A 24913-nucleotide genomic window follows, 5' to 3' on the forward strand; every position below is an offset into this window, starting at 1 on the left:
GATGAAGTCAGACGGAACGAGAGATGCCTGTGGAAATCACCACTATCGCTGCTTCCTTGCCCATACGCCGCCAACCCTGGCTGGCGCTGCTCGCCGCGGTCTGCCTGGCGGCGCTGATACTGCCCCTGAGCTTTACCGGCGCGGTTGTCGCCACTCCCGTGATCAGCCGGGACCTGGGCGCTGGCGCACTGGCCTCCAGCTGGATCACCAATGCGTTCATGCTGAGCTTCGGAAGCCTGCTGATGGCCGCCGGGGCGGCGGCGGATGCTTTCGGTCGCAAGCGTGTGTTCATGTGCGGTGTGTCGCTGTTCGCCTTCGCCTCCATCGTCATCGCCTGGGTGCCGGACATCCTCTGGCTCGATGTGTTGCGCGCAGTGCAGGGTGGCGCCGCGGCAGCGGCTCTGGCGGGCGGTTCGGCGGCGCTGGCCCAGGCTTTCGACGGTGTGGCGCGGACCCGGGCGTTCAGTCTGCTGGGCACCTGTTTCGGCGCGGGCCTGGCCTTTGGCCCGGTGCTCGCGGGGGCGATCATCGCGCACCTGGGCTGGCGCTCGGTGTTTTTCTCCAGCGCGATACTGGGAGCGCTGGCCTTGCTCCTGGCGGTGTCGAGGATGCCCGAATCACGCGACCCCAACGCGACAGGCTTCGATTGGACCGGGGCCGCGACGTTCACCAGTACGCTCGGTCTGTTCACCTGGGGCGTTCTGCTCCTGCCGGTCAGTGGCTGGGGTGCCTGGCAGGCCTGGACCGTGTTGCTGGGTGCTGCGGTGTCGGGCGCGGTGTTCCTGCACGTGGAGAGGCGCGTGGCGCGGCCCATGCTGGATCTGTCGCTGTTTCGCTACCCGCGTTTCCTCGGCGTGCAACTGTTGCCCGTGGCGACCTGTTACTGCTATGTGGTTCTGCTGGTGTTGCTGCCGTTGCGCTTTATCGGCCTGGAGGGGCTGGATGAGGTCGACGCCGGCTTGCAGATGATCGCCTTGTCGATCCCCATGCTGATCGTGCCTGGTCTCGCGGCTGGCCTGAGTCGCTGGATTTCGCCAGGCAGAATCTCGGCCTTCGGGCTTTTCGTCGCGGCGGCCGGACTCTACTGGCTCGGCGAGATCGAGCCGACGGATTCCCGGACGTCGCTCCTCTGGCCGCTGCTGGTCGTCGGCATCGGCACGGGGTTGCCCTGGGGGCTCATGGACGGCCTGGCGGTGAGCGTCGTGCCCAAGGAGCGTGCCGGCATGGCGGCGGGGATCTTCAGCACGACCCGGGTGGCGGGCGAGGGCGTGGCGATTGCCATCGTCGGCGCGTTGCTGACCTTGTCGATCGAACTTCATCTACCGAGCCACAGCGCGGCGGCCCGGGATCTGGCGATGGGTGATCTGGCCGCGGCGCAGCGGTTCTCGCACCTCGGGCTCGATACGCTGCTCGGCATCTATGGGGACGCCTTCCGCTGGCTGGTCCGCTTTCTGCTCGTCGTCACCCTTGGCGCAGGCGTCGTGGTGGGCTGGTTGCTGGCGGACGCGGAATGAAAAAAGCCCAGCGCGAACACGCTGGGCTGCAATGCACTGCATACACTGGAAAAAAGGCCAGGCAGGCCGGGAAGTGCTTCAATCGCTCGAAGTGTAGAGCGCAAACGATTTTTCCGCGCGTCAAACTTCCTTCTTTTTTCTCCTCCACGATGTTTAGGCGGTTGGCGCCTTTTGCCGATGCCGAGGGCTATCGCTTACGTGAATGATGGTCGATCACTGTCATGCCGTATTGCTCAAAAGCCGAGCAGAACTGACCGGAAAGTCGCATTTTTCCCGTGCTTGAGGGGGTTTGACAAAGGCATTCTTTTCAGTGAATGTGTGCACACCCCAATCAAACGGGCGTATGAATTGAGCGTTTGTATTGTCAGAAAGCTCGTACATAACCCCGACTATCGCGCTGACGGGTATGTCTGAAGCGAGGGTCCGGCAGGCGCCGGCCAGCGCAACAGCGATCAGCGTGTACAGTTCAGCTTCCATATCGTGGAGATCAGTTGATGATTTACGAAGGTAAAGCCATCACGGTTAAGGCTCTTGAAAGCGGCATCGTCGAACTGAAGTTCGACCTCAAGGGTGAGTCCGTCAACAAATTCAACCGTCTTACCCTGAACGAACTGCGTCAGGCGGTGGACACCATCAAGGCCGACGCATCGATCAAGGGCGTGATTGTCAGCAGTGGCAAGGACGTCTTCATCGTCGGCGCGGACATCACCGAATTCGTCGACAACTTCAAGCTGCCCGAGGCCGAACTGGTCGCCGGCAACCTGGAAGCCAACCGCATTTTCAATGCCTTCGAAGACCTCGAAGTGCCGACCGTCGTCGCCATCAACGGCATCGCCCTGGGTGGCGGCCTGGAGATGTGCCTGGCGGCCGACTACCGGGTCATGTCCAGCAGCGCCAAGATCGGTCTGCCGGAAGTCAAGCTGGGTATCTACCCGGGCTTCGGCGGTACCGTGCGTCTGCCACGCCTGATCGGTGCCGACAACGCGATCGAGTGGATCGCCTCGGGCAAGGAAAACCGTGCCGAAGATGCCCTGAAGGTCGGCGCCGTCGATGCCGTGGTTGCTCCCGCCAAGCTGCATGAAGCCGCGCTGGACCTGGTCAAGCGCGCCATCAGCGGCGAGTTCGACCACAAGGCCAAGCGTCAGCCTAAGCTGGAAAAGCTCAAGCTGAACGCCATCGAGCAGATGATGGCCTTCGAGACCGCCAAGGGCTTCGTCGCCGGCCAGGCCGGTCCGAACTACCCGGCACCGGTGGAAGCGATCAAGACCATCCAGAAAGCCGCCAACTTCACCCGTGACAAGGCCCTGGACGTCGAAGCCGCCGGCTTCGCCAAGCTGGCCAAGACCTCGGTTGCGGAAAGCCTCATCGGCCTGTTCCTCAACGACCAGGAACTGAAGCGCAAGGCCAAGGCCCACGATGAAATCGCCCACGACGTGAAGCAGGCCGCCGTTCTCGGCGCCGGCATCATGGGTGGCGGCATCGCCTACCAGTCCGCGGTCAAGGGCACTCCGATCCTGATGAAGGACATCCGCGAGGAAGCCATCCAGCTCGGCCTGAACGAAGCCTCCAAGCTGCTCGGCAAGCGTGTCGAGAAAGGTCGCCTGACCCCGGCGAAGATGGCCGAGGCACTGAATGCGATTCGTCCGGCCTTGTCCTACGGTGATTTCGGCAATGTCGACATCGTCGTCGAAGCCGTGGTCGAGAACCCGAAAGTCAAGCAGGCCGTGCTGGCCGAAGTGGAAGGCCAGGTCAAGGAGAACGCGATTCTCGCCTCCAACACCTCGACCATCTCCATCAACCTGCTGGCCAAGGCGCTGAAGCGTCCGGAAAACTTCGTCGGCATGCACTTCTTCAACCCGGTGCACATGATGCCGCTGGTGGAAGTGATCCGTGGCGAGAAGTCCAGCGACGTGGCAGTCGCCACCACCGTTGCCTACGCCAAGAAGATGGGCAAGAACCCGATCGTGGTCAACGACTGCCCGGGCTTCTTGGTCAACCGCGTGCTGTTCCCGTATTTCGGCGGCTTCGCCAGGCTGGTCAGCGCCGGTGTCGACTTCGTCCGCATCGACAAGGTCATGGAGAAGTTCGGCTGGCCGATGGGCCCGGCGTACCTGATGGACGTGGTCGGCATTGACACCGGCCACCACGGTCGCGACGTGATGGCTGAAGGCTTCCCGGATCGCATGAAGGACGATCGTCGTTCTGCCATCGACGCGCTCTACGAAGCCAATCGCCTGGGCCAGAAGAACGGCAAGGGCTTCTATGCCTACGAAACCGACAAGCGCGGCAAGCCGAAGAAAGTCGCCGACGCCTCGGTCCTGGAAGTGCTCAAGCCGGTCGTCTACGAACAACGCGAGGTCAGCGACGAGGACATCATCAACTGGATGATGGTGCCGCTGTGCCTGGAAACCGTGCGCTGTCTGGAAGACGGCATCGTCGAGACCGCGGCCGAGGCCGACATGGGCCTGGTCTACGGCATCGGTTTCCCTCCCTTCCGCGGCGGCGCGCTGCGCTACATCGATTCGATCGGTGTGGCCGAGTTCGTTGCCCTGGCAGACAAGTACGCCGATCTGGGCCCGCTGTACCACCCCACCGCGAAGCTGCGTGAGATGGCCAAGAACGGCCAGCGCTTCTTCGGTTAAGCGCCCAACGGTATAGAGCGAGAGTAAATATATGAGCCTGAATCCAAGAGACGTGGTGATTGTCGACTTCGGTCGCACGCCGATGGGCCGCTCCAAGGGTGGCATGCACCGCAATACCCGCGCCGAAGACATGTCCGCGCACCTGATCAGCAAGGTCCTGGAGCGCAACGCCAAGATCGATCCGGCGGAAGTCGAGGACGTGATCTGGGGCTGCGTCAACCAGACCCTGGAGCAGGGCTGGAACATCGCGCGCATGGCGTCGCTGATGACCCAGATCCCGCACACCGCCGCCGGCCAGACCGTCAGCCGCCTGTGCGGCTCGTCGATGAGCGCGCTGCACACCGCTGCCCAGGCAATCATGACCGGCAACGGCGACGTCTTCGTCGTCGGTGGTGTCGAGCACATGGGGCACGTCAGCATGATGCACGGCGTCGACCCGAACCCGCACATGTCCCTGTACGCCGCCAAGGCTTCCGGCATGATGGGCCTGACTGCGGAAATGCTCGGCAAGATGCACGGCATCAGCCGCGAGCAGCAGGACCTGTTCGGCCTGCGTTCGCACCAGCTCGCCCACAAGGCGACCGTGGAAGGCAAGTTCAAGGACGAGATCATCCCGATGCAGGGCTACGACGAGAACGGTTTCCTCAAGGTCTTCGACTACGATGAAACCATTCGTCCGGACACCACCCTGGAAAGCCTGGCGGCGTTGCGACCTGCGTTCAACCCGAAAGGCGGTACCGTGACCGCGGGCACTTCCTCGCAGATCACCGATGGTGCCTCGTGCATGATCGTGATGTCGGCGCAGCGCGCCCAGGACCTGGGCATCCAGCCGCTGGCGGTTATCCGCTCCATGGCCGTGGCTGGCGTCGATCCGGCGATCATGGGCTACGGTCCGGTCCCCGCGACCCAGAAAGCGCTCAAGCGCGCTGGCCTGAGCATTGCCGACATCGACTTCTTCGAGCTCAACGAAGCCTTCGCCGCACAGGCCCTGCCAGTGCTGAAGGATCTGAAAGTGCTCGACAAGATGGACGAGAAGGTTAACCTTCACGGCGGCGCGATCGCCCTGGGTCACCCGTTCGGTTGCTCGGGCGCGCGGATCTCCGGCACGCTGCTCAACGTGATGAAGCAGAACGGTGGTACTTTCGGTGTGTCGACCATGTGCGTCGGCCTCGGCCAGGGGATCACCACGGTCTTCGAGCGCGTCTGATCGCGTTGTTGACCAAACCGGGGCCTGGTGCCCCGGTTTTTGTTTTTTTGGATTTTTTTTCAGAGGGCCAGCGACATGCAGATACAACCAGGCGTCTACCGGCACTACAAAGGGCCTGAGTACCGTGTCTTTGGCACTGCGCGGCATTCCGAAAGCGAGGAGTGGGTGGTGTTCTACCAGGCCCTGTACGGCGAATACGGCCTGTGGGTACGGCCGCTGTCGATGTTTCTGGAGTCGGTGGAAGTTGACGGCGAGCAGGTCCCACGCTTTGCTTTGGTCGAGGCCGAGGCGACGCTGTTTTCGCGTCCGGATGGCGACGGCGTCTGAACTCCCGCGCTTGACCTCATTCTATAGCCACTATATATAGCGGTGCCGCGTCAGGTACCTGTCGCGTTTTTATTTTCGATATTCAGGAATTTTCCGATCCATGGGCAAATCGCTGGTCATTGTGGAATCCCCGGCTAAGGCCAAGACCATCAACAAGTACCTGGGCAACCAGTACGTGGTGAAGTCGAGTATCGGCCATATCCGAGACCTGCCTACCAGCGGTTCGGCCAGTGCCTCCAAGGAACCCGCTGCCAAGCGCGGCAAGACTGCTGGCGAAGCGCCGGCCCTGTCGCCCAAGGAAAAGGCGCGCAAGCAGCTGGTCGCGCGCATGGGCGTCGATCCGGATCACGGCTGGAAAGCCAAGTACGAAATTCTCCCGGGCAAGGAGAAGGTCATCGACGAACTGCGTCGTCTGGCCAAGGATGCCGACACCATCTATCTCGCAACCGACTTGGACCGCGAAGGGGAGGCCATTGCCTGGCACCTGCGGGAAGCCATCGGGGGTGACGACAGCCGCTACAAGCGCGTGGTGTTCAACGAAATCACCAAGAAAGCCATCCAGGAAGCCTTCTCCCAGCCGGGCGACCTGGATATCGACCGGGTCAACGCGCAGCAGGCCCGGCGTTTCCTCGACCGCGTGGTCGGCTACATGGTCTCGCCGCTGCTGTGGTCGAAGATCGCCCGTGGCCTGTCGGCCGGCCGGGTGCAGTCGGTGGCGGTCAAGCTGGTGGTCGAGCGCGAGCGCGAGATCCGTGCCTTCATTCCGGAAGAGTACTGGGAAGTCCACGCCGACCTGGGTACCGCCAAGGACGCCAAGGTGCGTTTCGAGGTCGCCCGCGAGAACGGCGAGGCCTTCAAGCCGCTGAACGAAGCCCAGGCCATGGCGGCGCTGGAGAAGCTCAAGGCCTCCAGCTACAGCGTGGCCAAGCGTGAGGACCGTCCGACCAGTTCCAAGCCGTCGGCACCCTTCATCACTTCGACCCTGCAGCAGGCGGCGAGCAATCGTCTCGGCTTCGGCGTGAAGAAGACCATGATGATGGCGCAGCGGCTCTACGAAGCTGGCTACATCACCTACATGCGTACCGACTCGACCAACCTGTCGAGCGACGCCCTCGAGATGGCGCGCAGCTACATCGAGAACGAGTTCGGCAAGAAGTACCTGCCCGAGGCACCGATCGTCTACGGCAGCAAGGAAGGGGCTCAGGAAGCGCACGAAGCGATCCGCCCGTCCGACGTCAACACCCATCCGAGCAAGCTCAGCGGCATGGAGCGTGACGCCGAGCGCCTGTACGAACTGATCTGGCGCCAGTTCCTCGCCTGCCAGATGCCACCGGCGCAGTACCTGTCGACCACCGTCAGCGTCGCCGCCGGCGATTTCGAACTGCGTGCCAAGGGCCGCATCCTCAAGTTCGACGGCTACACTCGGGTGCTGCCGCAGCAGAGCAAGCCGGGCGAAGACGATGTCTTGCCGGAAATGAACCAGGGTGAAGTGCTCAAGCTGATTCAGCTAGATCCGAGCCAGCACTTCACCAAGCCGCCGGCGCGCTACTCCGAAGCCAGCCTGGTCAAGGAAATGGAGAAACGCGGGATTGGCCGTCCGTCGACCTACGCGGCGATCATTTCCACCATCCAGGACCGCGGCTATGTGACGCTGCACAACCGTCGCTTCTATTCCGAGAAGATGGGCGACATCGTCACCGAGCGCCTGTCCGAGAGCTTCTCCAACCTGATGGACTACGGCTTCACCGCCGGCATGGAGGAGAATCTCGACGACGTGGCCCAGGGCGAGCGTGACTGGAAGAACGTTCTCGACGAGTTCTACGGCGATTTCAGCAAGAAGCTGCAGGTCGCGGAGTCCAGCGAAGACGGCATGCGTGCCAACCAGCCGACCCCGACCGACATCCCGTGCAAGGAATGCGGCCGGCCCATGATGATCCGCACCGCTTCCACCGGTGTCTTCCTGGGCTGCTCGGGCTACAGCCTGCCGCCGAAAGAGCGCTGCAAGGCCACGGTGAACCTGGTGCCGGGCGATGAGATCGCCGCGGACGACGAGGGTGAGTCCGAGTCTCGCGTGCTGCGTGGCAAGCACCGTTGCCCGATCTGCGCGACGGCGATGGATGCCTACCTGCTGGACGAGAAGCGCAAGCTGCACATTTGTGGCAACAACCCGGATTGCGCGGGCTACGAGATCGAGGAAGGCAACTACCGGATCAAGGGCTACGAAGGTCCGAGCCTGGAATGCGACAAGTGCGGCAGCGAGATGCAGCTCAAGACGGGCCGTTTCGGCAAGTTCTTCGGCTGCACCAACGCCGAGTGCAAGAACACCCGCAAACTGCTGAAGAGCGGCGAGGCGGCGCCACCGAAGATGGACAAGGTGGACATGCCCGAACTCAAGTGCGAGAAGGTCAACGACACCTACGTGCTGCGTGACGGTGCTTCGGGCCTGTTCCTGGCTGCCAGCCAGTTCCCGAAAAATCGTGAGACCCGTGCGCCGCTGGTGCAGGAGATCATCCCGCACAAGCACGAGATCGATCCTAAGTACCATTTCCTTTGCGACGCGCCGCAGAAGGATCCGGAAGGTCGTCCGGCGGTGATTCGCTACAGCCGCAAGACCAAGGAGCAGTACGTGCAGACCGAAGTGGACGGCAAGCCCACCGGCTGGCGTGCGTTCTATGACGGCAAGGCGTGGAAGGTCGAGGACAAGAGCTGAGTCGTTGAAGGGCTGAGCCAGGGCCGCGTCTGACGATGTCAGGTGCGGCCTTTTTGTTTGTCTTTGAGGTGCTCATCGCTGGCAGGCGGAACGCCACCCGGCCCGCGATGAGGCTCTCGGGAACAAAATCAGTGATCGATCCTTGCAGCGGGCCGAGGCTTCCCCGAAACTGACAGACTTGCCCCCGCAGCCTTATCGGAGAGCGCCCTCATGGCCCAGGAACTCTATACCCGCACCAATCAGAAAATTTTCTTCGCTGGCCTGGCTCTCGAAGGTCTTGGCAAGGCGCAGGACAGTCGGGCGATGAACGCCCAGGCGCTGGTCCAGGCCGAGCGCGAGTCGGCACTGTTCCATCTTTATGGGGCATTGCTGGGGCTGTGTCATGAGATTGCCGGCTTCTACCGCTTGCCGCAGGCCACCGCATCCCGTGCCGAGCTGTTGCTGACCCCTGAAGTGCTGGAAAGCATCGCTATTCCGGAAATGGCTGAACTGGTGGAACTGGCGCAGCAGTCCGAGACCTGGCTGGCGCGTCTGTTGAAAGCTTATTCCGATTTGTTCAAACCGCCGGTCGCCATCAAGGCGCCCAAGGGTGATGTCACCCAGCCGCTGATCCACGCTGTCAGCCTCGATGAGCCTGAAGCAGCCCCTCTGTCCCGGGAAGAACTGGAGGAATGGCGGCAGAACCTGAAGAAACTGACCGTTCGTTTCCGTGAAGGCTTGAGTGAGTGCTGATCGTGACCTGCGCTGTTACAATGCCGGCCTTTCCTGGAGAACAATCCTGATATGCCCACGTCCTTTCTAGAAATTGTCGAATTGCCAGACGGTCGCATCGAGCTGCGCCGTGCCGAGGACGAGGGTTCCCTGGTAACCCTGAACTTCTCCGAAGACGCCAAGGCGTTCCTGCAGGGTCAGCACGTCGAAGTAGCCAAGGCCATGCTCAGCGTTGGTGTACAGATGGCGGGTCGCCTGGTGGAAGGCGAGATTGAACGGGAAGACGAAGGACCGCGCGTACTGCATTGATAGTGGCCGGGCTTCCTCGCAATGAGGAAGCCGGATTCCCGGCGTTATCGCGGTATCAGCCCAGACGAATATTCAGGCTCTGCGCGCTTCCTGCGCTTGCAGCACGGATCAGTTGTTGCCGCCCGGTATTGCTGACCGGATTCAACCAGCTCACTACCGTATGGCTGCGGCCCAGGCGCAGGGCGTCGCAGGCCAGTTGCAGGGCACTCTGGTTGCCTCGCGGTTGCAGGATCAGGATGCGTTCGCGGTTGAGGCCGGCATCGCGCAGCCAGGCCTGGGTCAGGGTTTCCGGTGGTGCGATCAGGGTCAGCCAGCGGGCGTCTTCTTCTTCGCTGAGTTCACGCAGGACCGGCGCCAGCAGGTTGTGGCAGTGCTCCAGGGCACCACGGAAAGACAATTCGCTGAACACCTGCGGTTCATTGCCGACGCGCGCGGGCTTTTCGGCTTTCAGCTTGGGCAGGACCGGCTGGGCCAGAAAAGCCTCGAACAGGGGTAACTGTGCTTGCTGTGGTGCATGGGAATACTGCATGACGCCTCCTGGTTTACCGGCGAATGACGCCGACGCTCAAGCCCTCGATCACCAGATCCTGTTCTTTCAGGTTGACCTCGATGGGTGCGAATTCGGGGTTTTCCGCAATCAGCCAGACCTTGCTGCCTTCACGTTTGAAGCGCTTGACCGTCACTTCGTCACCCAGGCGGGCTACGACGATCTGACCATTGCGCGCCTCGCGGCAGGTGTGTACGGCCAGCAGATCGCCGTCGAAGATGCCGACGTCCTTCATGCTCATGCCGTGCACGCGCAACAGGTAGTCGGCGGGGGGATGGAAGAAGGTCGGGTTGATGGCGCAGGATTCCTCGATGTGCTGCTCGGCGAGAATCGGTGCACCGGCGGCGACCCGACCGATGATCGGCAGCGAGTTTTCATCCTGGGGCTTGGCTTCGAAGCCGGGAATGCGGATGCCGCGGGATGCGCCTGGGGTCATCTCGATCGCGCCCTTGCGCGCCAGCGCCTTGAGGTGCTCCTCGGCGGCGTTGGGGGACTTGAAGCCCAGCTCCTGAGCGATTTCGGCCCGGGTCGGGGGGAAGCCGTTCTCTTCCAGGCAGCGCTTGATAAAAGCCAGAATCTCAGCTTGGCGTGGCGTCAGTTTTAGCATGTCGATGGCTCTGTCTTTTTATACAGTGACTGGAATTATATACAGTGCATGGCGAGCTGCAAGCCTCAAGCTCCAGGCGGCACGAAAAAGCACTGCGGTCTGTCTTGTCGCCTGCAGCCTGAAGCCGGCGGCTGTGATCTAATAGCGCCCCTGACTTGACAGTCATGAGGATGAAACGTATGTTTCAAACAACTGTTTGTCAGGTAGATTACTCATGGCCCAATCGGAAACCGTCGAACGCATCCTCGATGCTGCCGAGCAGCTGTTCGCGGAAAAAGGTTTCGCGGAAACCTCGCTGCGGCTGATCACCAGCAAGGCTGGGGTCAACCTGGCAGCCGTCAACTATCACTTCGGTTCGAAAAAGGCCCTGATCCAGGCCGTTTTCTCGCGCTTCCTCGGACCGTTCTGCCAGAGCCTCGAGCGTGAGCTGGACCGCCGCCAGGCGCGTCCGGAGCACAAGCCGAACCTCGAGGAACTCCTCGAGATGCTGGTCGAGCAGGCCCTGGTGGTACAGCCACGCAGCGGCAACGACCTGTCCATCTTCATGCGTCTGCTGGGCCTGGCCTTCAGTCAGAGCCAGGGGCATCTGCGGCGTTACCTGGAAGACATGTACGGCAAGGTATTCCGTCGCTACATGCTGCTGGTCAACGAAGCCGCGCCGCGCATTCCCCCCATCGAGCTGTTCTGGCGCGTGCACTTCATGCTTGGCGCCGCGGCGTTCAGCATGTCTGGTATCAAGGCACTGCGGGCGATCGCCGAGACCGACTTCGGCATCAATACCTCGATCGAGCAGGTGATGCGCCTGATGGTGCCGTTCCTGGCCGCGGGCATGCGTGCCGACAGCGGTGTCACCGATGAGGCGATGGCAGCTGCGCAACTGCGCCCGCGGAGCAAGTCGAGCAGCGCGCCGGTGCCGGCCAAGGCCTGACTGACGACTGGGCGCGGCGCCTGGCTTCGGCTAAGCTAGCGCCCCATGTCTATTCTCGATCTGCTGCACATTTCCCTTGCCGATCAATGCCTCTACGGGTTTTCCCAGGGTCGTCTGGTCGTGCGTCTGCCGGTTTCCACGGCGCTCAATGGTCCAGGTGAACGCAACGGTTCCGGCTGCACGCCGCGTGGCCTGCATCAGGTGCGCGCGAAGATCGGTGCTGGCCTGCCCCGGGGCGCGGTGCTGCGTGGCAGGCGCTGGACCGGCGAGACCTGGACGCCCGAGCTGCATGACCAATTCCCCGGTCGCGACTGGATCCTCACCCGCATCCTCTGGCTCAGCGGCTGCGAACCCGGGCGCAATCGCCTGGGGCAGGTAGATACCTTCCGTCGCTACATCTATCTGCACGGCACGCCGGACAGTGAACCCATGGGCATTCCGCTGTCCCATGGCTGCATCCGCCTGCGCAATGCCGATCTGCCGGGGCTGTTCGACCAGATTCCGCTTCATTGCCCGGTACGTATCGAAGAGGCGGCTTGCCCACAGTGGGCCGGTGCCCCCCTCAACTGAAGGATCATTTATGAGCTCCAGCCTGCAAGGCTCCCTGATGGTAGACATCGCCGGTACCTGGCTGACCGCCGAAGACCGCCATCTCCTGCGCCAGCCCGAAGTGGCCGGCCTGATCATCTTTGCCCGCAATATCGACAGCCCGCGCCAGGTGCGCGAGCTGAGCGCGTCGATCCGCGCCATTCGCCCGGATCTGATTCTTGCTGTCGACCAGGAAGGCGGGCGCGTGCAGCGTCTGCGCCAGGGTTTCGTGCGCCTGCCGGCGATGCGCGCCATCGCCGACAACGAGAATGCCGAATACCTCGCCGAGCAGTGTGGCTGGCTGATGGCGAGCGAGGTGCTGGCGGTGGGCCTGGACCTGAGTTTCGCCCCGGTGCTCGACCTCGATCACCAGCGCAGCGCGGTGGTCGGCAGCCGCGCCTTCGAAGGCGACCCGCAGCGCGCCACGGCATTGGCCGGGGCCTTCATTCGCGGCATGAACGCAGCCGGCATGGCCGCGTGCGGCAAGCACTTCCCGGGGCATGGCTGGGCCGAGGCCGATTCCCATGTGGCCATTCCCACCGACGAGCGCAGTCTCGAGCAGATCCGCGCTGCCGACCTGGTGCCGTTCACGCGCTTGAGTGGTCAACTGGCCGCGGTGATGCCGGCCCACGTCATCTATCCCCAGATCGACAACCAGCCTGCGGGTTTCTCGCGGCGCTGGCTGCAGGACATCCTGCGCGGCGAGCTGGGCTTCTCCGGGGTGATCTTCAGCGACGACCTGTCCATGGCTGGCGCTCATGTGGTCGGCGACGCGGCCAGTCGTATCGAGGCGGCACTGAGTGCCGGCTGCGACATGGGGCTGGTGTGCAACGACCGGGCGGCGGCGGAGCTGGCCCTGAGCGCGGCGCAGCGCCTGAAGGTGAAGCCTTCGCCGCGGATCGCGGCGATGCGGGGGCGTGGCTTCGCACGTACCGATTATCGTCAGCAGCCACGCTGGCTGGAGGCGCTGGGGGCGTTGAAGCAGGCGCAACTGGTGGATTGATTTGCTGGTTTCAACGGCCTCATCGCAGCGATGAGGCCGTTGAAGGCAACCCGACTCAACGTGTCTTCTGCTGCTCCGGCAACGGCGCAAACAGCGCCTCGATATCATCCGATGCCAGCTTCCACTGGCCACCTTCATTGCCTGCCAGCAACCCGGCCGCCAGCGCTGCCTTGTCTTTCTGCAACTGCTGGATCTTTTCTTCCACCGTTCCCCGCGTGATCAGCTTGTAGACGAACACCGGCTTGTCCTGGCCGATGCGGTACGCGCGGTCGGTGGCCTGGCTCTCGGTGGCCGGGTTCCACCACGGGTCGTAGTGGATCACCGTGTCCGCCGCCGTCAGGTTCAGGCCGGTTCCGCCGGCTTTCAGGCTGATCAGGAACAGCGGCGTTTCGCCGTTCTGGAATGCCTGCACCGGTGCGCGCCGGTCCTTGGTGTCGCCGGTCAGCAGGCTGTAGCGGATCTTGCGTTTTTCCAGCTCTTCCTCGATCAGGGCGAGCATCGAGGTGAACTGGGAAAACAGCAGGATCCGGCGCCCTTCGCTGAGCAGGTCGTCGAGCATGTCCATCAGGCTGCCGAGCTTGCCCTTGTCGGATTGCGAGCCTTTCACCTTGGCGTTGGCCACCAGGCGCAGGTCGCAGCAGACCTGGCGCAGCTTGAGCAGGGCGTCGAGGATGACGATCTGGCTGCGCGCCGCGCCGTTGCGGGTGATTTCCGCGCGGACCTTGCTGTCCATGGCCACCCGCACGGTTTCATAGGTGTCGCGTTGGGCGTCGCTGAGGTCGACCCAGTGGACGATTTCGCTCTTGGCCGGCAGTTCGGTGGCCACCTGTTCCTTGGTCCGGCGCAGCAGGAACGGACGGATCCGCGCTGCCAGATGGCTCATGCGCTCGCTGTCGCCGTGGCGTTCGATCGGGGTGCGGTAGTCGCGGCTGAAGCTCTTGCTGTCACCAAGCCAGCCGGGCATGAGGAAATGGAAGATCGACCACAGCTCGCCCAGGTTGTTTTCCATCGGCGTACCGGTGAGGCACAGCCGCTGGTTGGCCTGGATCTCGCGGGCGGCCTGGGCGGCCTTGCTGGTGGCGTTCTTGACGTTCTGTGCTTCGTCGAGCACCAGGACGTGCCAGGTATGCCGGGTGAAGTGCTCGAGATCGCGGGGCAGCAGGGCGTAGGTGGTCAGCACCAGGTCGTAGTCGAGCAGGTTGGCGAAATGCTTGCTGCGCCCGCCGCCATGCAGGGCGACTACCCGCAACTGCGGGGTGAAGCGCTCGGCCTCGTCCAGCCAGTTGGGGATCAGGCTGGTGGGCATGACCGCCAGGGCCGGCGTTTTCAGGCGTCCGGCGTTCTTTTCGGCGAGCAGGTGGCTGAGGGTCTGCAGGGTCTTGCCCAGGCCCATGTCGTCGCCGAGCAGGCCGCCGGCATCGAGGTCGCGCAGGGTCTGCAGCCAGCTCAGGCCTTCGAGCTGATAGGGGCGCAGCGTCGCGTTCAGGCCCGCCGGCGCCTGTACTTCGCTGTACTGGGCGGTTTTCAGGCGCGCCGCGAAATGGCGCAGGCGCTCGCCGCCCTGCCAGGTCAGCGGGAGATCGTCGAGGTGGCTCAGGCGTGCCGCGTCGGGTGCGGCCAGGCGTAGCGAGCGGCCATCGCTTTCGTGCAGATAGAGCTCGCCGAGGGTCGCCATCAACGGCTTGATTCGTCCGTAGGGCAGGGCCACCCGCGCGGCGGCGAGGTCATGGCGGTGGCGATTGAGATCGACCAGCAGGTGCTCGTCGTCGCCACGCCTGGCCAGCTCGCTGGCGCGCAGCAGTTCAGGGTTGCTGCGCAGCAACTGCAGGAGGATCGGCAGCAGGCTGTGGCGCTCGCCATTGACCTCGATGCCCAGTTCCAGGTCGAACCACTGGTGCCCCGGGGCTTCTTCGATATCGGCGTACCAGGCGTCGATGTTCTGCAGGTTGAAGGCGAAGTCCGGACGAATCTCGATTTCCCAGCCCGCCTCGCGCAGTGCCGGAATGCCTTCGCGGGCGAAGGCCAGCCATTCCTGGTCGGTGTCCAGCAGAAGCATTTCCCCGGCGCTTTCCGGCAGCGCCTTGCTCTGCCGGGTGGCGACCTTGAAGCCCCAGCGCTGCAGGGGCTTGCGCAGCGCCTGCTCCGCCGCCTTGTCGCGCTGGATGGTCTGGCGGGTGCTGCCGGCGAGGCGGGTCAGCGGCTTGTTGTCCGCGCCGCTGGTGCGCAGGCCCTCGTAGCTGAAGGAGAGGGCGGCGCGGTGTTGCAGTTGGCGCTGCATGCGCCCGGTTTTCGGGGCGTAGGCACTGAATTCGTGGCTGGCGAGGATCAGGTGGGCGACCGGGCGCAGATGGTCGAGGGTTTCTTCCTGCAGCCGGGTCGGGGTCGGCACCTGCTTGCCCAGGGCGCTGAGGCGGTGGCTGAGCTGCGCCACCAGCGGCTCCGGGACATCCGGGGCGCGGCTCAGTTGCTGGGCGACATGGGGATCGAGGTCATGCTCGACCAGGCCGGCCTGCTGGGTTTCGCCATTGAAGTAATAGAGCGGTTGCAGCGGCAGGATCATGCCCAGCCGCGCGTCGCCGGCGTACCAGTCGCCGCGATAGTTGCCATTGTCGAGGCGGACCCAGCGGAAGTCGGCATGGCGCGCGGGACCTTGCTGTACCGCGGGCATGCCTTCCATGAACATCAGGCGGCCTGTGGCCAGGGCCTGCTGGAAGATTTCACTGTCGTGCGTCTCATCCAGCGGGAAGGTCATCAACCAGGTGTTCTGCTTGCGGTTGAGGCGCAGGAGGATCTGGCGGTCTTCCGCGGTGATGTACTTTGGCGGTTGATACAGCAACTCGGGAACGGATTGCAGCTTGGCAAACTGGATTCTGTCGTCGGCCTGCCGGGTGCCTTTCTTGAGCTTGAGGCAGAAAATGTCTTCGTCGAAATGGATGAAGTAGTAGAGCCCGCGGCCCTGGCGGTCAGGCTTGATTTCGCTGGCAGGCGGTTTTTCCAGCCCGTCCAGCCAGGTCTGCAGGTCGGTGGGCATCCGTTCCGGGGGCGGCTTCGCAGCCGCGCCCTGATTGGCTTGCAGGTGGTAGATCACCGCGGCGCAATGCTTGCAGTCGGAGCGCACCGGGCAGGTGCACTGGCAATCGAGGGAGATCCAGCGGTGGCCCGGGCTGATCGTTATGGTCTGCCGGTAGAGGTTGCCTTCCGAGCCCTGGCAGGTGGCGTGAACGATTTCGCTGACCTCGCCGGCGTCGATGTCGTCGGCGTCCTCGATGTTCTGGATAGTGACGCGCTGCTGTGCTGCGTATTCGCGACCTCGACCGAGAATCATGCGACTGAAGTGACGTTCCCAGCGGTTATCGTCCAACAGCAGGTCGATTACGACAGACATCCGCTATTGCTCCATCAGAGCAGGATCAGGCGCCGCACTCGCCGGCGCTCCCGCCTTGCGAATCTTCAGCAGCAGGGCCAGATGCCCGCCATCGAGGAAGGTCAGCTCGGCATTCTTCACATTGCTGTTGCCCTGGCGGAACTGTTCGCTCTGCATCACCGCGCCATTGCCGTCGAACTGGTTGACCCACAGGTTGGCCTCGACATCGAGGAAGCGCCCCTCTTTCAGGCTCAGGTTGCCTTCGATGGGAAAGTGGCCGAACTGCTCCTGGCCGTCGCTGAAGGCGACCCGGGAGGCTTCGCTGCTGACGTTCTGCTGCCAGGCCTTGCGCAGCAGCACGGTGTACTGGCTGTCGGCGGACAGGCGCTCGACTTCGTCGTCGAGGATCGGCTGGCGCACATCGTACTCGGCGATCGGCGCGCCGCCGCCTTTCCAGTCTTCCGGGGCGAACTGGCTGGTGATGGCCGGTACGCTGTTCTGCCGCACCAGGATCATTTCCACCAGGTACTGGGTGTCGGCTAAGGCGGCCGGGGCGATCAGCGCCAGCAGCAGGGTCAGGTTGCGAATGGCACGCATGGGTCTTCCTTAAGCGGTTTGCGGGGTAAGGCGCTCGAGCAGCGCTTCCAGTGTCGAGAAACGTTCATCGGCGCGCTCCATGGGCACCATGAACCTGAATTGAGTCGCGCCTTCGAACTTGTAGCGCTTGGGCTGGCCCTGGATCAGCTTGATGAGGACCAGCGGGTCCACCGGGGTCTCGCTTTCGAATTCGATCTTGCCGCCTTGCGGGCCGGCGTCGACCTTCTTGATCCCGAGTTTCTCCGCCTGCAGCTTGAGCAGGGTCAGGCGGATCAGGTTCTTGGTCGGCTCGGGCAGCAGGCCGAAGCGGTCGATCATCTCGACCTGCAGGTCGTTCAGGCCGTCCTCGTCGAGCGCCGAGGCGATGCGCTTGTACAGGATCAGCCGGGCATGCACGTCGGGCAGGTAGTCCTCGGGAATCAGCGCCGGCAGGCGCAGGTTGATTTCCGGGCCGCCGCCCAGCGGCTGGTCGAGGTTCGGCTGGGTGCCCTTGCGAATGGCCTTGACCGCGCGCTCGAGCATTTCCATGTACAGGGTGAAGCCCACGGCCTGGATCTGGCCGCTCTGGCCTTCGCCGAGCAGTTCGCCGGCGCCGCGGATTTCCAGGTCGTTGGTGGCGAGGACGAAGCCGGCACCGAGGTCCTGGGTGTTGGCGATGGCTTCCAGGCGCTTTTCCGCATCGGCGGTGATCTGCTGCCGCGGCGGCGTCAGCAGGTAGGCGTAGGCCTGGTGGTGGCTGCGTCCGACCCGGCCGCGCAACTGGTGCAACTGGGCCAGGCCGAACTTGTCGGCGCGCTCGATGATGATGGTGTTGGCGCTCGGCACGTCGATGCCGGTCTCGATGATGGTCGAGGCGATCAGCACGTTGAAGCGCTTGTGGTAGAAGTCGCTCATCACCTGTTCGAGTTCGCGTTCGCGCATCTGCCCGTGGCCGATGCCGATGCGCGCTTCGGGCACCAGTTCGGCGAGGTCGCTGGCGCACTTCTCGATGCTCTTCACATCGTTGTGCAGGTAGTAGACCTGGCCGCCGCGCAGCAGCTCGCGCAGCAGTGCTTCCTTGATCGTGCTCTTGTTCTGCTCCATGACGAAGGTGCGCACCGACAGGCGTCGCGCCGGCGGGGTGGCGATGATCGACAGGTCGCGCATGCCCGACACCGCCATGTTCAGGGTGCGCGGGATCGGCGTGGCGGTCAGGGTGAGGATGTCCACTTCGCTGCGCAGCGCCTTCAACTGCTCCTTCTGGCGCACGCCGAAACGGTGTTCCTCGTCGATGATGACCAGGCCCAGGTCCTTGAACTTGACGTCGTCCTGCAACAGCTTGTGGGTGCCGATGACGATGTCGATCTTGCCTTCGCTCAGCTCGGTCATGGCCGTGCCGACTTCCTTGGCCGACTTGAAGCGACTCATCACTTCGACGCTCACCGGCCAGTCGGCGAAGCGGTCGCGGAAGCTGTTGTAGTGCTGCTGGGCGAGCAGGGTGGTGGGCACCAGGATCGCTACCTGGCGGCCGCTGTGCACGGCGATGAAGGCGGCGCGCATGGCCACCTCGGTCTTGCCGAAGCCGACGTCGCCGCAGACCAGGCGATCCATCGGCTTGGCCGCCAGCATGTCCTCGCGCACCGCTTCGATGGCGTTCTGCTGGTCCGGGGTTTCCTCGAAGGGGAAGCCGGCGCTGAAGGCGGCGTAGTCGGCGGCCGGGTCGGCAAAGGCGTAGCCCTTGCGTGCGGCGCGACGCGCATAGATGTCGAGGAGCTCGGCGGCGACGTCGCGGACCTGCTCGGCGGCCTTGCGCTTGGCCTTCTGCCAGGCCTCGGAGCCGAGCCGGTGCAGCGGGGCAAGGGCGTCGTCGCTGCCGGTGTAGCGGGCAATCAGGTGCAGGTTGGCCACCGGCACGTAGAGCTTGGCGCCCTCGGCGTATTCGAGGGTGAGGAACTCGGCGGCCTGGTGGTCGATCTCCAGGGTCGCCAGGCCCAGGTAGCGCCCGACGCCATGGTCGATATGCACCACCGGGGCGCCTTCGCGCAGTTCGGTGAGGTTCTTGATGACCGCGTCGTTGCTGGCGTCGCTGCGTTTCTCCCGGCGTCGGCGCTGCATCACGCGCTGGCCGAACAGCGGGCTCTCGGCGACCAGGGCCAGGGCCGGGTCTTCCAGTACCAGGCCGTCGTCGAGCGGGGCGATGGTGATCGCCAGGCGCGCCTTGCCGGTGACGAAGTCGAGCCAGCTGTCCACCGTCTGCGGGCGCAGCTTCAGGCGTTCCAGCAGTTCCAGGAGGACTTCGCGGCGGCCCGCCGATTCGGCGGTGAACAGCACGCGACCGGGGAACTGGTCGAGGAACTCGGCGAGCGCCGCCAGCGGCTGGCTGGCCTTGGCCTCGATCGCCAGGTTCGGCAGCTTGTGCGCCGGGAAGCGTTCGCGGCCGACGCCTGCGTCGAGGTCATCGCTGCTGACCACGATCCGCGGCCAGCCCTTCAGCCTGGCGAAGCAGTCTTCCACCGGCAGGAACAGCTCGGCGGGCGGCAGCAACGGCCGGTTCGGATCGATGCGGCGTTCTTCGTAGCGCCCGCGCACATCGTTCCAGAAATGCTCGGCGGCCTGCTCCACGCCGGGCAGGGAGAACACCTGGGTGTCCTGCGGCAGGTAGTCGAACAGGGTCGAGGTTTCCTCGAAGAACAGCGGCAGGTAGTACTCGATGCCGGCGGGGATGATGCCGCTGGTGAGGTCCTGGAAGATCGGACTGCGGCGGAAATCCACGTCGAAACGTTCGCGGAAACGCGCCTTGAAGCGGGTCACCGCCTCCTTCTGCAGGGGGAATTCCCGTGCCGGCAGCAGGCGCACCGAGTCGACCTTGTCGATCGAGCGCTGGGTTTCCGGATCGAAGGTGCGCAGCGTCTCGATCTCGTCGTCGAACAGGTCGATGCGGTAGGGCAGCTTGCTGCCCATGGGGAACAGGTCGATCAGGGCGCCACGCACGGCGAACTCGCCGTGCTCGTAGACCGTGTCGACGCAGCGGTAGCCGCTGGCTTCCAGGCGCGTGCGCATCTGTTCGACATCGAGCTTCTGGCCGACATCGAGGACCAGGCTGCTGCCGAGCAGGAAACTGGTCGGCGCCAGGCGGTGCAGGGCGGTGGTGACCGGCACGACGAGGATGCCGTGGTCCAGCTCCGGCAGGCGGTACAGGCTGGCGATGCGCTGCGAGATGATGTCCTGGTGCGGCGAGAACAGGTCGTAGGGCAGGGTTTCCCAGTCGGGGAAGGGCAGTACCGCCAGCTCCGGCGCGAAGAAGCGCAGCTCCTGCTCCAGCCGGTCGGCGCTCTGGCTGTCGGCGGTGAGCAGCAGGGTGAAGCGTTTGGCGGCGCTGGCGGCCTCGGCGATGGCCAGGCTCAGGGCGGCGCCGGGCAGGTTGCCCCAGGTTTGTTTGCCGGCGGTGGCCGGCAGGTGCGGTAGACGCAGAACAGGCACGGGAGGTCGAGCTCCAAGCGTTGCGACAAAGACACCGATTGTACCGGGCGAAGGCCCGTGCCGTAAGGCTTGTGCCGGGCTAATTGGCGTGGAAGGACGGTGACGACAGGCGCGCATTGCTCGAAGCGCGGCACGGCGTCATAATGTAGCCCCTTTTTTCTGTCCCTACATGTGGAAGGTTCCCGTGACTCAGAAGCCCGACCAGTGTCTTGGTGAGTGGATCGATCGTGAAGCACTTGCCGAAGCGATGATCCCGCTTATCGGTCAGCTCTACCGCAACAACAACGTGGTGAGCTCGATCTATGGCCGTAGCCTGATCAACCGTTCGGTGATCGCGATCCTCAAGGCCCACCGCTTTGCTCGCCATCGCCAGACCGACGAAACCGAACTGTCCGTCCACGAGACATTCCCACTGCTCAAGGCCATGAGCGAGCTGAAACTGGGCGCCGCTTCGGTCGACCTAGGCAAGCTGGCCAACAAGTTCAAGCTGGAAGGCAATGGCCGCAGCGTCGAGCAGTTCGTTCGCGAAGAGCTGGCTGACGTCGTCGGTCAGCAGAACGCTTCCGCACGCAAAGGCACCGACGTCGTCCTGTACGGCTTCGGTCGCATCGGCCGCCTGCTGGCGCGCATCCTGATCGAGAAGACCGGTGGCGGCGACGGCCTGCGCCTGCGTGCCATCGTCGTGCGCAAGGGTGCGACCAACGACCTGATCAAGCGTGCCAGCCTGCTGCGTCGTGACTCGGTTCACGGCCCGTTCGACGGCACCATCACCGTCGACGAAGAGAACAACACCATCACCGCCAACGGCAACCTGATCCAGGTGATCTACGCCAAGGCGCCGAGCGAAGTCGACTACACCCAGTACGGCATCGAGAACGCCCTGATCGTCGACAATACCGGCGTATGGCGTGATGCCGAGGGTCTGGGTCAGCACCTGGCCTGCCCGGGCGCCGCTCGCGTGATCCTCACCGCACCTGGCAAGGGCGCGCTGAAGAACATCGTTCACGGCATCAACCACGGCGACATCACCGCCGACGACAAGATCATCTCTGCCGCTTCCTGCACCACCAACGCCATCGTGCCGGTGCTGAAGGCGCTGAATGACCAGTACGGCATCGTCAACGGCCACGTCGAAACCGTTCACTCGTTCACCAACGACCAGAACCTGATCGACAACTTCCACAAGGGCAGCCGTCGCGGTCGCGCCGCGCCGCTGAACATGGTCATCACCGAGACCGGCGCCGCCACCGCAGCCGCCAAGGCACTGCCGGTGCTGAAGGGCAAGCTGACCGGCAACGCCATCCGCGTTCCGACGCCGAACGTCTCCATGGCGATCCTCAACCTGAACCTGGAAAAGGCCACCACTCGCGAAGAGTTGAACGAGTACCTGCGCCAGACCGCCATGCATTCCGAGCTGCACAAGCAGATCGACTACGTGAGCTCCCAGGAAGTGGTCTCCACCGACTTCGTCGGTTCGCGCCACGCCGGTGTGGTCGACGCCGAAGCCACCATCTGCAACGAAAACCGTGTTGTCCTGTACGTCTGGTACGACAACGAATTCGGTTACAGCTGCCAGGTTGTGCGCGTGATGGAAGACATGGCTGGTGTGAACCCGCCTGCATTCCCACGCTAAGCTTGCTGGTGTGTTGAAAAGAACGGGAGCCTTCGGGTTCCCGTTTTTTTTGCGGTGAATTCCGGGACCGCTCTGCGGTCCTTCGCGGGCAAGCCACGCTCCTACGGGCGTCCGCGCAAGCCCGCGAAAGGTCGCAAAGCGGCCTTCGAGTCAAAGGTGGACCGATTTGAAAACAATCCTGAGTGTCTTCTGTGCCCTTGCCCTGACCGGTTGTGGAGAATCTGACCCGGTCGAGCGCATCAGCGGCCCGACCATGGGCAGCACCTACACCGTGCAATACGTGCCGCCGGCCAACGGCCCGGATGCCAGCCAGGTCAAACAGGAAATCGAAAGCATCCTCGCCACCCTCGACCAGCACTTCTCCACCTACCGCGGCGATTCCCTGGTCAGCACCTTCAACCAGTTGCCTGCCGGTAGCTGCCAGGCCATGCCGCAAGACGTGCTCGAGCTAGTCCGCTTCGGCGACACCCTGTGGCGCGAAAGCGGTGGCGCCTTCGACCTGAGCGTCGAGCCGCTGATGAACCTCTGGGGCTTCGGTCCGCAATCCCGTGAACAGAAGGTCCCCGATCCACAACGCCTGGCCGAGACGCGCCAGCGCGTCGGACAGGGGTATCTGCGCATCGACGGCGACCAGCTGTGCAAGGACATCGCCCTGGAACTGGACTTCGACAGCGTCGTCGCCGGCTACGCTGTCGACCTGATCGCCGCGCGCCTGCGCGCGCTGGGTATCGACAACCAGCTGGTGGAGGTCACCGGCGAGCTCAAGGCGCTGGGTCGCAAGCCCGACGGCAGCGCCTGGCGCGTGGCCCTGGAGCTGCCCAGGGAAGATCGCCAGATTGCCGAGCAGATCCTCAGCGTCGATGGTCTCGGCGTGTCGACGTCAGGTGACTACCGCAACTATTTCGAGGAAAATGGCCAGCGTTTTTCCCACACCTTCGATGCCCGTCTCGGCCGGCCGGTGGCGCATGCACTGGCGGCGGTGACGGTGTTCGATTCGTCGGCGCTGGTGGCCGACGGGTATTCCACGCTGTTGCTGATTCTCGGCCCGGAACAGGGCTGGGAGTTCGCCGTGGCGCAGGACCTGGCCGCGGTTTTCGTGCTGCGTGCCGATAGCGGTTTCAGTGTCCGTGTGACCCCGGCCTTCGCGCGGGTCGTCGCTACAGGCGCGGCTGAAAACAAACAATGATGTCTTGCATGTAGTGCAGAGAAAAATAGCCTACGACGCGACCAAGGGTTAATGTGCGCGCCACTGAAGCTTGATTAGACTGCACCCGAATTTTTTCATGGGGCCCGCCGGGCACATGATCTAGCCCCGGGACGCCGGCCAGGCGCCCGGGCCTGTTCTGAAGGAGTACGCATGGCTGTCTACAACTACGACGTAGTGGTGCTGGGTTCCGGCCCCGCAGGAGAAGGGGCGGCAATGAATGCCGCCAAAGCAGGACGCAAGGTTGCGATGGTCGATAGCCGTCGTCAGGTCGGCGGCAACTGCACCCATCTGGGCACCATCCCGTCCAAGGCCCTGCGTCACTCGGTGCGCCAGATCATGCAGTTCAACACCAACCCGATGTTCCGGGCCATTGGTGAGCCGCGCTGGTTCTCGTTCCCCGATGTACTGAAGAGCGCCGAGAAGGTCATTTCCAAGCAGGTCGCCTCGCGCACCGGCTACTACGCGCGCAACCGCGTCGACGTGTTCTTCGGTACCGGCAGCTTCGCCGACGAGCAGACCGTGGAAGTGGTCTGCGCCAACGGCGTGGTCGAGAAGCTGGTGGCCAAGCACATCATCATCGCCACCGGTTCGCGTCCGTATCGCCCGGCCGATATCGATTTCCACCACCCGCGCATCTACGACAGCGACACCATCCTCAGCCTCGGGCACACCCCGCGCAAACTGATCGTCTACGGCGCCGGTGTGATCGGTTGCGAATACGCCTCGATCTTCAGCGGCCTCGGCGTGCTGGTGGAACTGGTGGACAACCGTGGTCAGTTGCTCAGCTTCCTCGACTCGGAAATCTCCCAGGCCCTGAGCTACCACTTCAGCAACAACAACATCACCGTGCGCCACAACGAAGAGTACGAGCGCGTCGAAGGCCTGGACAACGGAGTGATCCTGCACCTGAAGTCGGGCAAGAAGATCAAGGCCGACGCCTTGCTGTGGTGCAACGGCCGTACCGGCAACACCGACCGGCTGGGGCTGGAGAACATCGGCGTCAAGGTCAACAGCCGTGGCCAGATCGAAGTCGACGAAGCCTATCGGACCCAGGTGCCGAACATCTACGGCGCCGGTGACGTGATCGGCTGGCCGAGCCTGGCCAGTGCCGCCCACGACCAGGGCCGTTCGGCCGCCGGCAGCATCGTCGACAACGGCAGTTGGCGCTTCGTCAACGATGTGCCGACCGGCATCTACACCATTCCGGAGATCAGCTCGATCGGCAAGAACGAGCAGGAACTGACCCAGGCCAAGGTGCCCTACGAAGTGGGCAAGGCCTTCTTCAAGAGCATGGCCCGCGCGCAGATCGCCGGCGAGCCGCAAGGCATGCTGAAGATCCTGTTCCACCGCGAGACCCTGGAGATCCTTGGCGTGCACTGCTTCGGCTACCAGGCTTCGGAGATCGTCCATATCGGCCAGGCCATCATGGACCAGCCGGGTGAGCGCAATACGCTGAAGTATTTCGTCAACACCACCTTCAACTACCCGACCATGGCCGAGGCCTATCGGGTAGCTGCCTACGATGGCCTCAACCGGCTTTTTTGAGCGGCTCCGGCCGGT

19 protein-coding genes are annotated in these 24913 nt (G+C 63.7%); 13 read left to right on the forward strand and 6 right to left on the reverse strand.

What is annotated here, in order from left to right; all coding sequences use genetic code 11:
- Window positions 1-23: 23 nt before the first annotated feature.
- Complete coding sequence (locus tag RTI28_RS06860; RefSeq protein ID WP_316919747.1) at window positions 24-1514, forward strand: MFS transporter; 1491 nt, start codon at window positions 24-26, stop codon at window positions 1512-1514.
- Between the two features lie 219 nt (window positions 1515-1733).
- Here the strand turns inward: RTI28_RS06860 and RTI28_RS06865 are convergent, their stop codons facing one another.
- The gene (locus tag RTI28_RS06865) at window positions 1734-1991 is read right to left on the reverse strand and encodes a hypothetical protein (RefSeq protein ID WP_316919748.1); all 258 of its coding nucleotides are present in this window, start codon (window positions 1989-1991) and stop codon (window positions 1734-1736) included.
- Window positions 1992-2008: 17 nt separating this feature from the next.
- Between RTI28_RS06865 and fadB the strand changes: the two genes are divergently transcribed.
- The 6 genes from fadB (at window position 2009) to RTI28_RS06895 (ending at window position 9420) form a co-directional block, all read left to right on the forward strand.
- Window positions 2009-4156 (forward strand): fatty acid oxidation complex subunit alpha FadB, encoded by a 2148-nt coding sequence (fadB, locus tag RTI28_RS06870; RefSeq protein ID WP_316919749.1) that lies wholly within the window; start codon window positions 2009-2011, stop codon window positions 4154-4156.
- A gap of 31 nt (window positions 4157-4187) precedes the next feature.
- Entirely contained in the window at window positions 4188-5363 is a 1176-nt protein-coding gene (fadA, locus tag RTI28_RS06875) for an acetyl-CoA C-acyltransferase FadA (RefSeq protein ID WP_316919750.1), read from the forward strand.
- A gap of 75 nt (window positions 5364-5438) precedes the next feature.
- Window positions 5439-5690 (forward strand): DUF1653 domain-containing protein, encoded by a 252-nt coding sequence (locus RTI28_RS06880; protein WP_316919751.1) that lies wholly within the window; start codon window positions 5439-5441, stop codon window positions 5688-5690.
- A gap of 100 nt (window positions 5691-5790) precedes the next feature.
- The gene (gene topA, locus RTI28_RS06885; protein WP_316919752.1) at window positions 5791-8400 is read left to right on the forward strand and encodes a type I DNA topoisomerase; all 2610 of its coding nucleotides are present in this window, start codon (window positions 5791-5793) and stop codon (window positions 8398-8400) included.
- 210 nt (window positions 8401-8610) lie between these two features.
- The gene (locus tag RTI28_RS06890; RefSeq protein WP_316919753.1) at window positions 8611-9132 is read left to right on the forward strand and encodes a DUF6586 family protein; all 522 of its coding nucleotides are present in this window, start codon (window positions 8611-8613) and stop codon (window positions 9130-9132) included.
- A gap of 51 nt (window positions 9133-9183) precedes the next feature.
- Window positions 9184-9420, forward strand: a complete 237-nt coding sequence (locus RTI28_RS06895) for a hypothetical protein (RefSeq protein WP_042124341.1) — start codon at window positions 9184-9186, stop codon at window positions 9418-9420.
- A 55-nt stretch (window positions 9421-9475) separates the two neighbouring features.
- Here RTI28_RS06895 and sulA read toward each other — a convergent pair whose 3' ends face one another.
- Together sulA and lexA are read right to left on the reverse strand one after the other, a co-directional pair.
- Entirely contained in the window at window positions 9476-9949 is a 474-nt protein-coding gene (gene sulA / locus RTI28_RS06900) for an SOS-induced cell division inhibitor SulA (RefSeq protein WP_316919754.1), read from the reverse strand.
- A 13-nt stretch (window positions 9950-9962) separates the two neighbouring features.
- Window positions 9963-10574: a transcriptional repressor LexA gene (gene lexA / locus RTI28_RS06905; RefSeq protein WP_316919755.1), complete on the reverse strand. Its 612-nt coding sequence runs from the start codon at window positions 10572-10574 to the stop codon at window positions 9963-9965.
- Between the two features lie 214 nt (window positions 10575-10788).
- On the opposite strand from lexA, the gene RTI28_RS06910 reads away from it, so the two are divergent.
- Genes RTI28_RS06910 through nagZ form a run of 3 tightly spaced genes read left to right on the forward strand, consistent with a single transcriptional unit; the run spans window position 10789 to window position 13093 of the window.
- The gene (locus RTI28_RS06910) at window positions 10789-11502 is read left to right on the forward strand and encodes a TetR/AcrR family transcriptional regulator (protein ID WP_316919756.1); all 714 of its coding nucleotides are present in this window, start codon (window positions 10789-10791) and stop codon (window positions 11500-11502) included.
- A 45-nt stretch (window positions 11503-11547) separates the two neighbouring features.
- Window positions 11548-12072: a L,D-transpeptidase gene (locus RTI28_RS06915; protein WP_316919757.1), complete on the forward strand. Its 525-nt coding sequence runs from the start codon at window positions 11548-11550 to the stop codon at window positions 12070-12072.
- A gap of 22 nt (window positions 12073-12094) precedes the next feature.
- Complete coding sequence (gene nagZ / locus RTI28_RS06920; protein ID WP_316919867.1) at window positions 12095-13093, forward strand: beta-N-acetylhexosaminidase; 999 nt, start codon at window positions 12095-12097, stop codon at window positions 13091-13093.
- Window positions 13094-13148: 55 nt separating this feature from the next.
- Here the strand turns inward: nagZ and RTI28_RS06925 are convergent, their stop codons facing one another.
- From RTI28_RS06925 to mfd, 3 genes are read right to left on the reverse strand one after another with little or no spacing between them, the layout of a single operon-like run.
- Window positions 13149-16478: a DEAD/DEAH box helicase gene (locus RTI28_RS06925; protein WP_316919758.1), complete on the reverse strand. Its 3330-nt coding sequence runs from the start codon at window positions 16476-16478 to the stop codon at window positions 13149-13151.
- Window positions 16479-16481: 3 nt separating this feature from the next.
- Window positions 16482-17054 carry a CsiV family protein gene (locus tag RTI28_RS06930; protein WP_316919759.1) on the reverse strand — a complete coding sequence of 191 codons (573 nt, stop codon included), beginning with the start codon at window positions 17052-17054 and terminating at the stop codon, window positions 16482-16484.
- A gap of 9 nt (window positions 17055-17063) precedes the next feature.
- The gene (gene mfd / locus RTI28_RS06935) at window positions 17064-20513 is read right to left on the reverse strand and encodes a transcription-repair coupling factor (protein ID WP_316919760.1); all 3450 of its coding nucleotides are present in this window, start codon (window positions 20511-20513) and stop codon (window positions 17064-17066) included.
- A gap of 169 nt (window positions 20514-20682) precedes the next feature.
- Between mfd and RTI28_RS06940 the strand changes: the two genes are divergently transcribed.
- From RTI28_RS06940 to sthA, 3 genes are all read left to right on the forward strand, one after another.
- Window positions 20683-22146 carry a glyceraldehyde-3-phosphate dehydrogenase gene (locus tag RTI28_RS06940; RefSeq protein ID WP_316919761.1) on the forward strand — a complete coding sequence of 488 codons (1464 nt, stop codon included), beginning with the start codon at window positions 20683-20685 and terminating at the stop codon, window positions 22144-22146.
- Window positions 22147-22312: 166 nt separating this feature from the next.
- Window positions 22313-23332, forward strand: a complete 1020-nt coding sequence (locus tag RTI28_RS06945; RefSeq protein ID WP_316919762.1) for an FAD:protein FMN transferase — start codon at window positions 22313-22315, stop codon at window positions 23330-23332.
- Between the two features lie 171 nt (window positions 23333-23503).
- Window positions 23504-24898: a Si-specific NAD(P)(+) transhydrogenase gene (sthA, locus tag RTI28_RS06950; RefSeq protein ID WP_316919763.1), complete on the forward strand. Its 1395-nt coding sequence runs from the start codon at window positions 23504-23506 to the stop codon at window positions 24896-24898.
- Window positions 24899-24913 lie beyond the last annotated feature (15 nt).

It is taken from the genome of Pseudomonas sp. zfem002, assembly GCF_032621685.1.
Taxonomy (GTDB): Bacteria; Pseudomonadota; Gammaproteobacteria; order Pseudomonadales; family Pseudomonadaceae; genus Aquipseudomonas; species Aquipseudomonas japonica.

Bases quoted from the DNA above. Each gene is read 5' to 3' on its own strand.
- RTI28_RS06930 (WP_316919759.1), bottom strand. From the start codon at position 17,054: ATGCGTGCCATTCGCAACCTGACCCTGCTGCTGGCGCTGATCGCCCCG.
- RTI28_RS06865 (WP_316919748.1), bottom strand. From the start codon at position 1,991: ATGGAAGCTGAACTGTACACGCTGATCGCTGTTGCGCTGGCCGGCGCC.
- lexA (WP_316919755.1), bottom strand. From the start codon at position 10,574: ATGCTAAAACTGACGCCACGCCAAGCTGAGATTCTGGCTTTTATCAAG.
- topA (WP_316919752.1), top strand. From the start codon at position 5,791: ATGGGCAAATCGCTGGTCATTGTGGAATCCCCGGCTAAGGCCAAGACC.
- RTI28_RS06915 (WP_316919757.1), top strand. From the start codon at position 11,548: ATGTCTATTCTCGATCTGCTGCACATTTCCCTTGCCGATCAATGCCTC.
- sulA (WP_316919754.1), bottom strand. From the start codon at position 9,949: ATGCAGTATTCCCATGCACCACAGCAAGCACAGTTACCCCTGTTCGAG.
- RTI28_RS06860 (WP_316919747.1), top strand. From the start codon at position 24: ATGCCTGTGGAAATCACCACTATCGCTGCTTCCTTGCCCATACGCCGC.
- RTI28_RS06895 (WP_042124341.1), top strand. From the start codon at position 9,184: ATGCCCACGTCCTTTCTAGAAATTGTCGAATTGCCAGACGGTCGCATC.
- RTI28_RS06890 (WP_316919753.1), top strand. From the start codon at position 8,611: ATGGCCCAGGAACTCTATACCCGCACCAATCAGAAAATTTTCTTCGCT.
- fadB (WP_316919749.1), top strand. From the start codon at position 2,009: ATGATTTACGAAGGTAAAGCCATCACGGTTAAGGCTCTTGAAAGCGGC.
- RTI28_RS06940 (WP_316919761.1), top strand. From the start codon at position 20,683: ATGTGGAAGGTTCCCGTGACTCAGAAGCCCGACCAGTGTCTTGGTGAG.
- sthA (WP_316919763.1), top strand. From the start codon at position 23,504: ATGGCTGTCTACAACTACGACGTAGTGGTGCTGGGTTCCGGCCCCGCA.
- RTI28_RS06910 (WP_316919756.1), top strand. From the start codon at position 10,789: ATGGCCCAATCGGAAACCGTCGAACGCATCCTCGATGCTGCCGAGCAG.
- fadA (WP_316919750.1), top strand. From the start codon at position 4,188: ATGAGCCTGAATCCAAGAGACGTGGTGATTGTCGACTTCGGTCGCACG.
- RTI28_RS06880 (WP_316919751.1), top strand. From the start codon at position 5,439: ATGCAGATACAACCAGGCGTCTACCGGCACTACAAAGGGCCTGAGTAC.
- RTI28_RS06925 (WP_316919758.1), bottom strand. From the start codon at position 16,478: ATGTCTGTCGTAATCGACCTGCTGTTGGACGATAACCGCTGGGAACGT.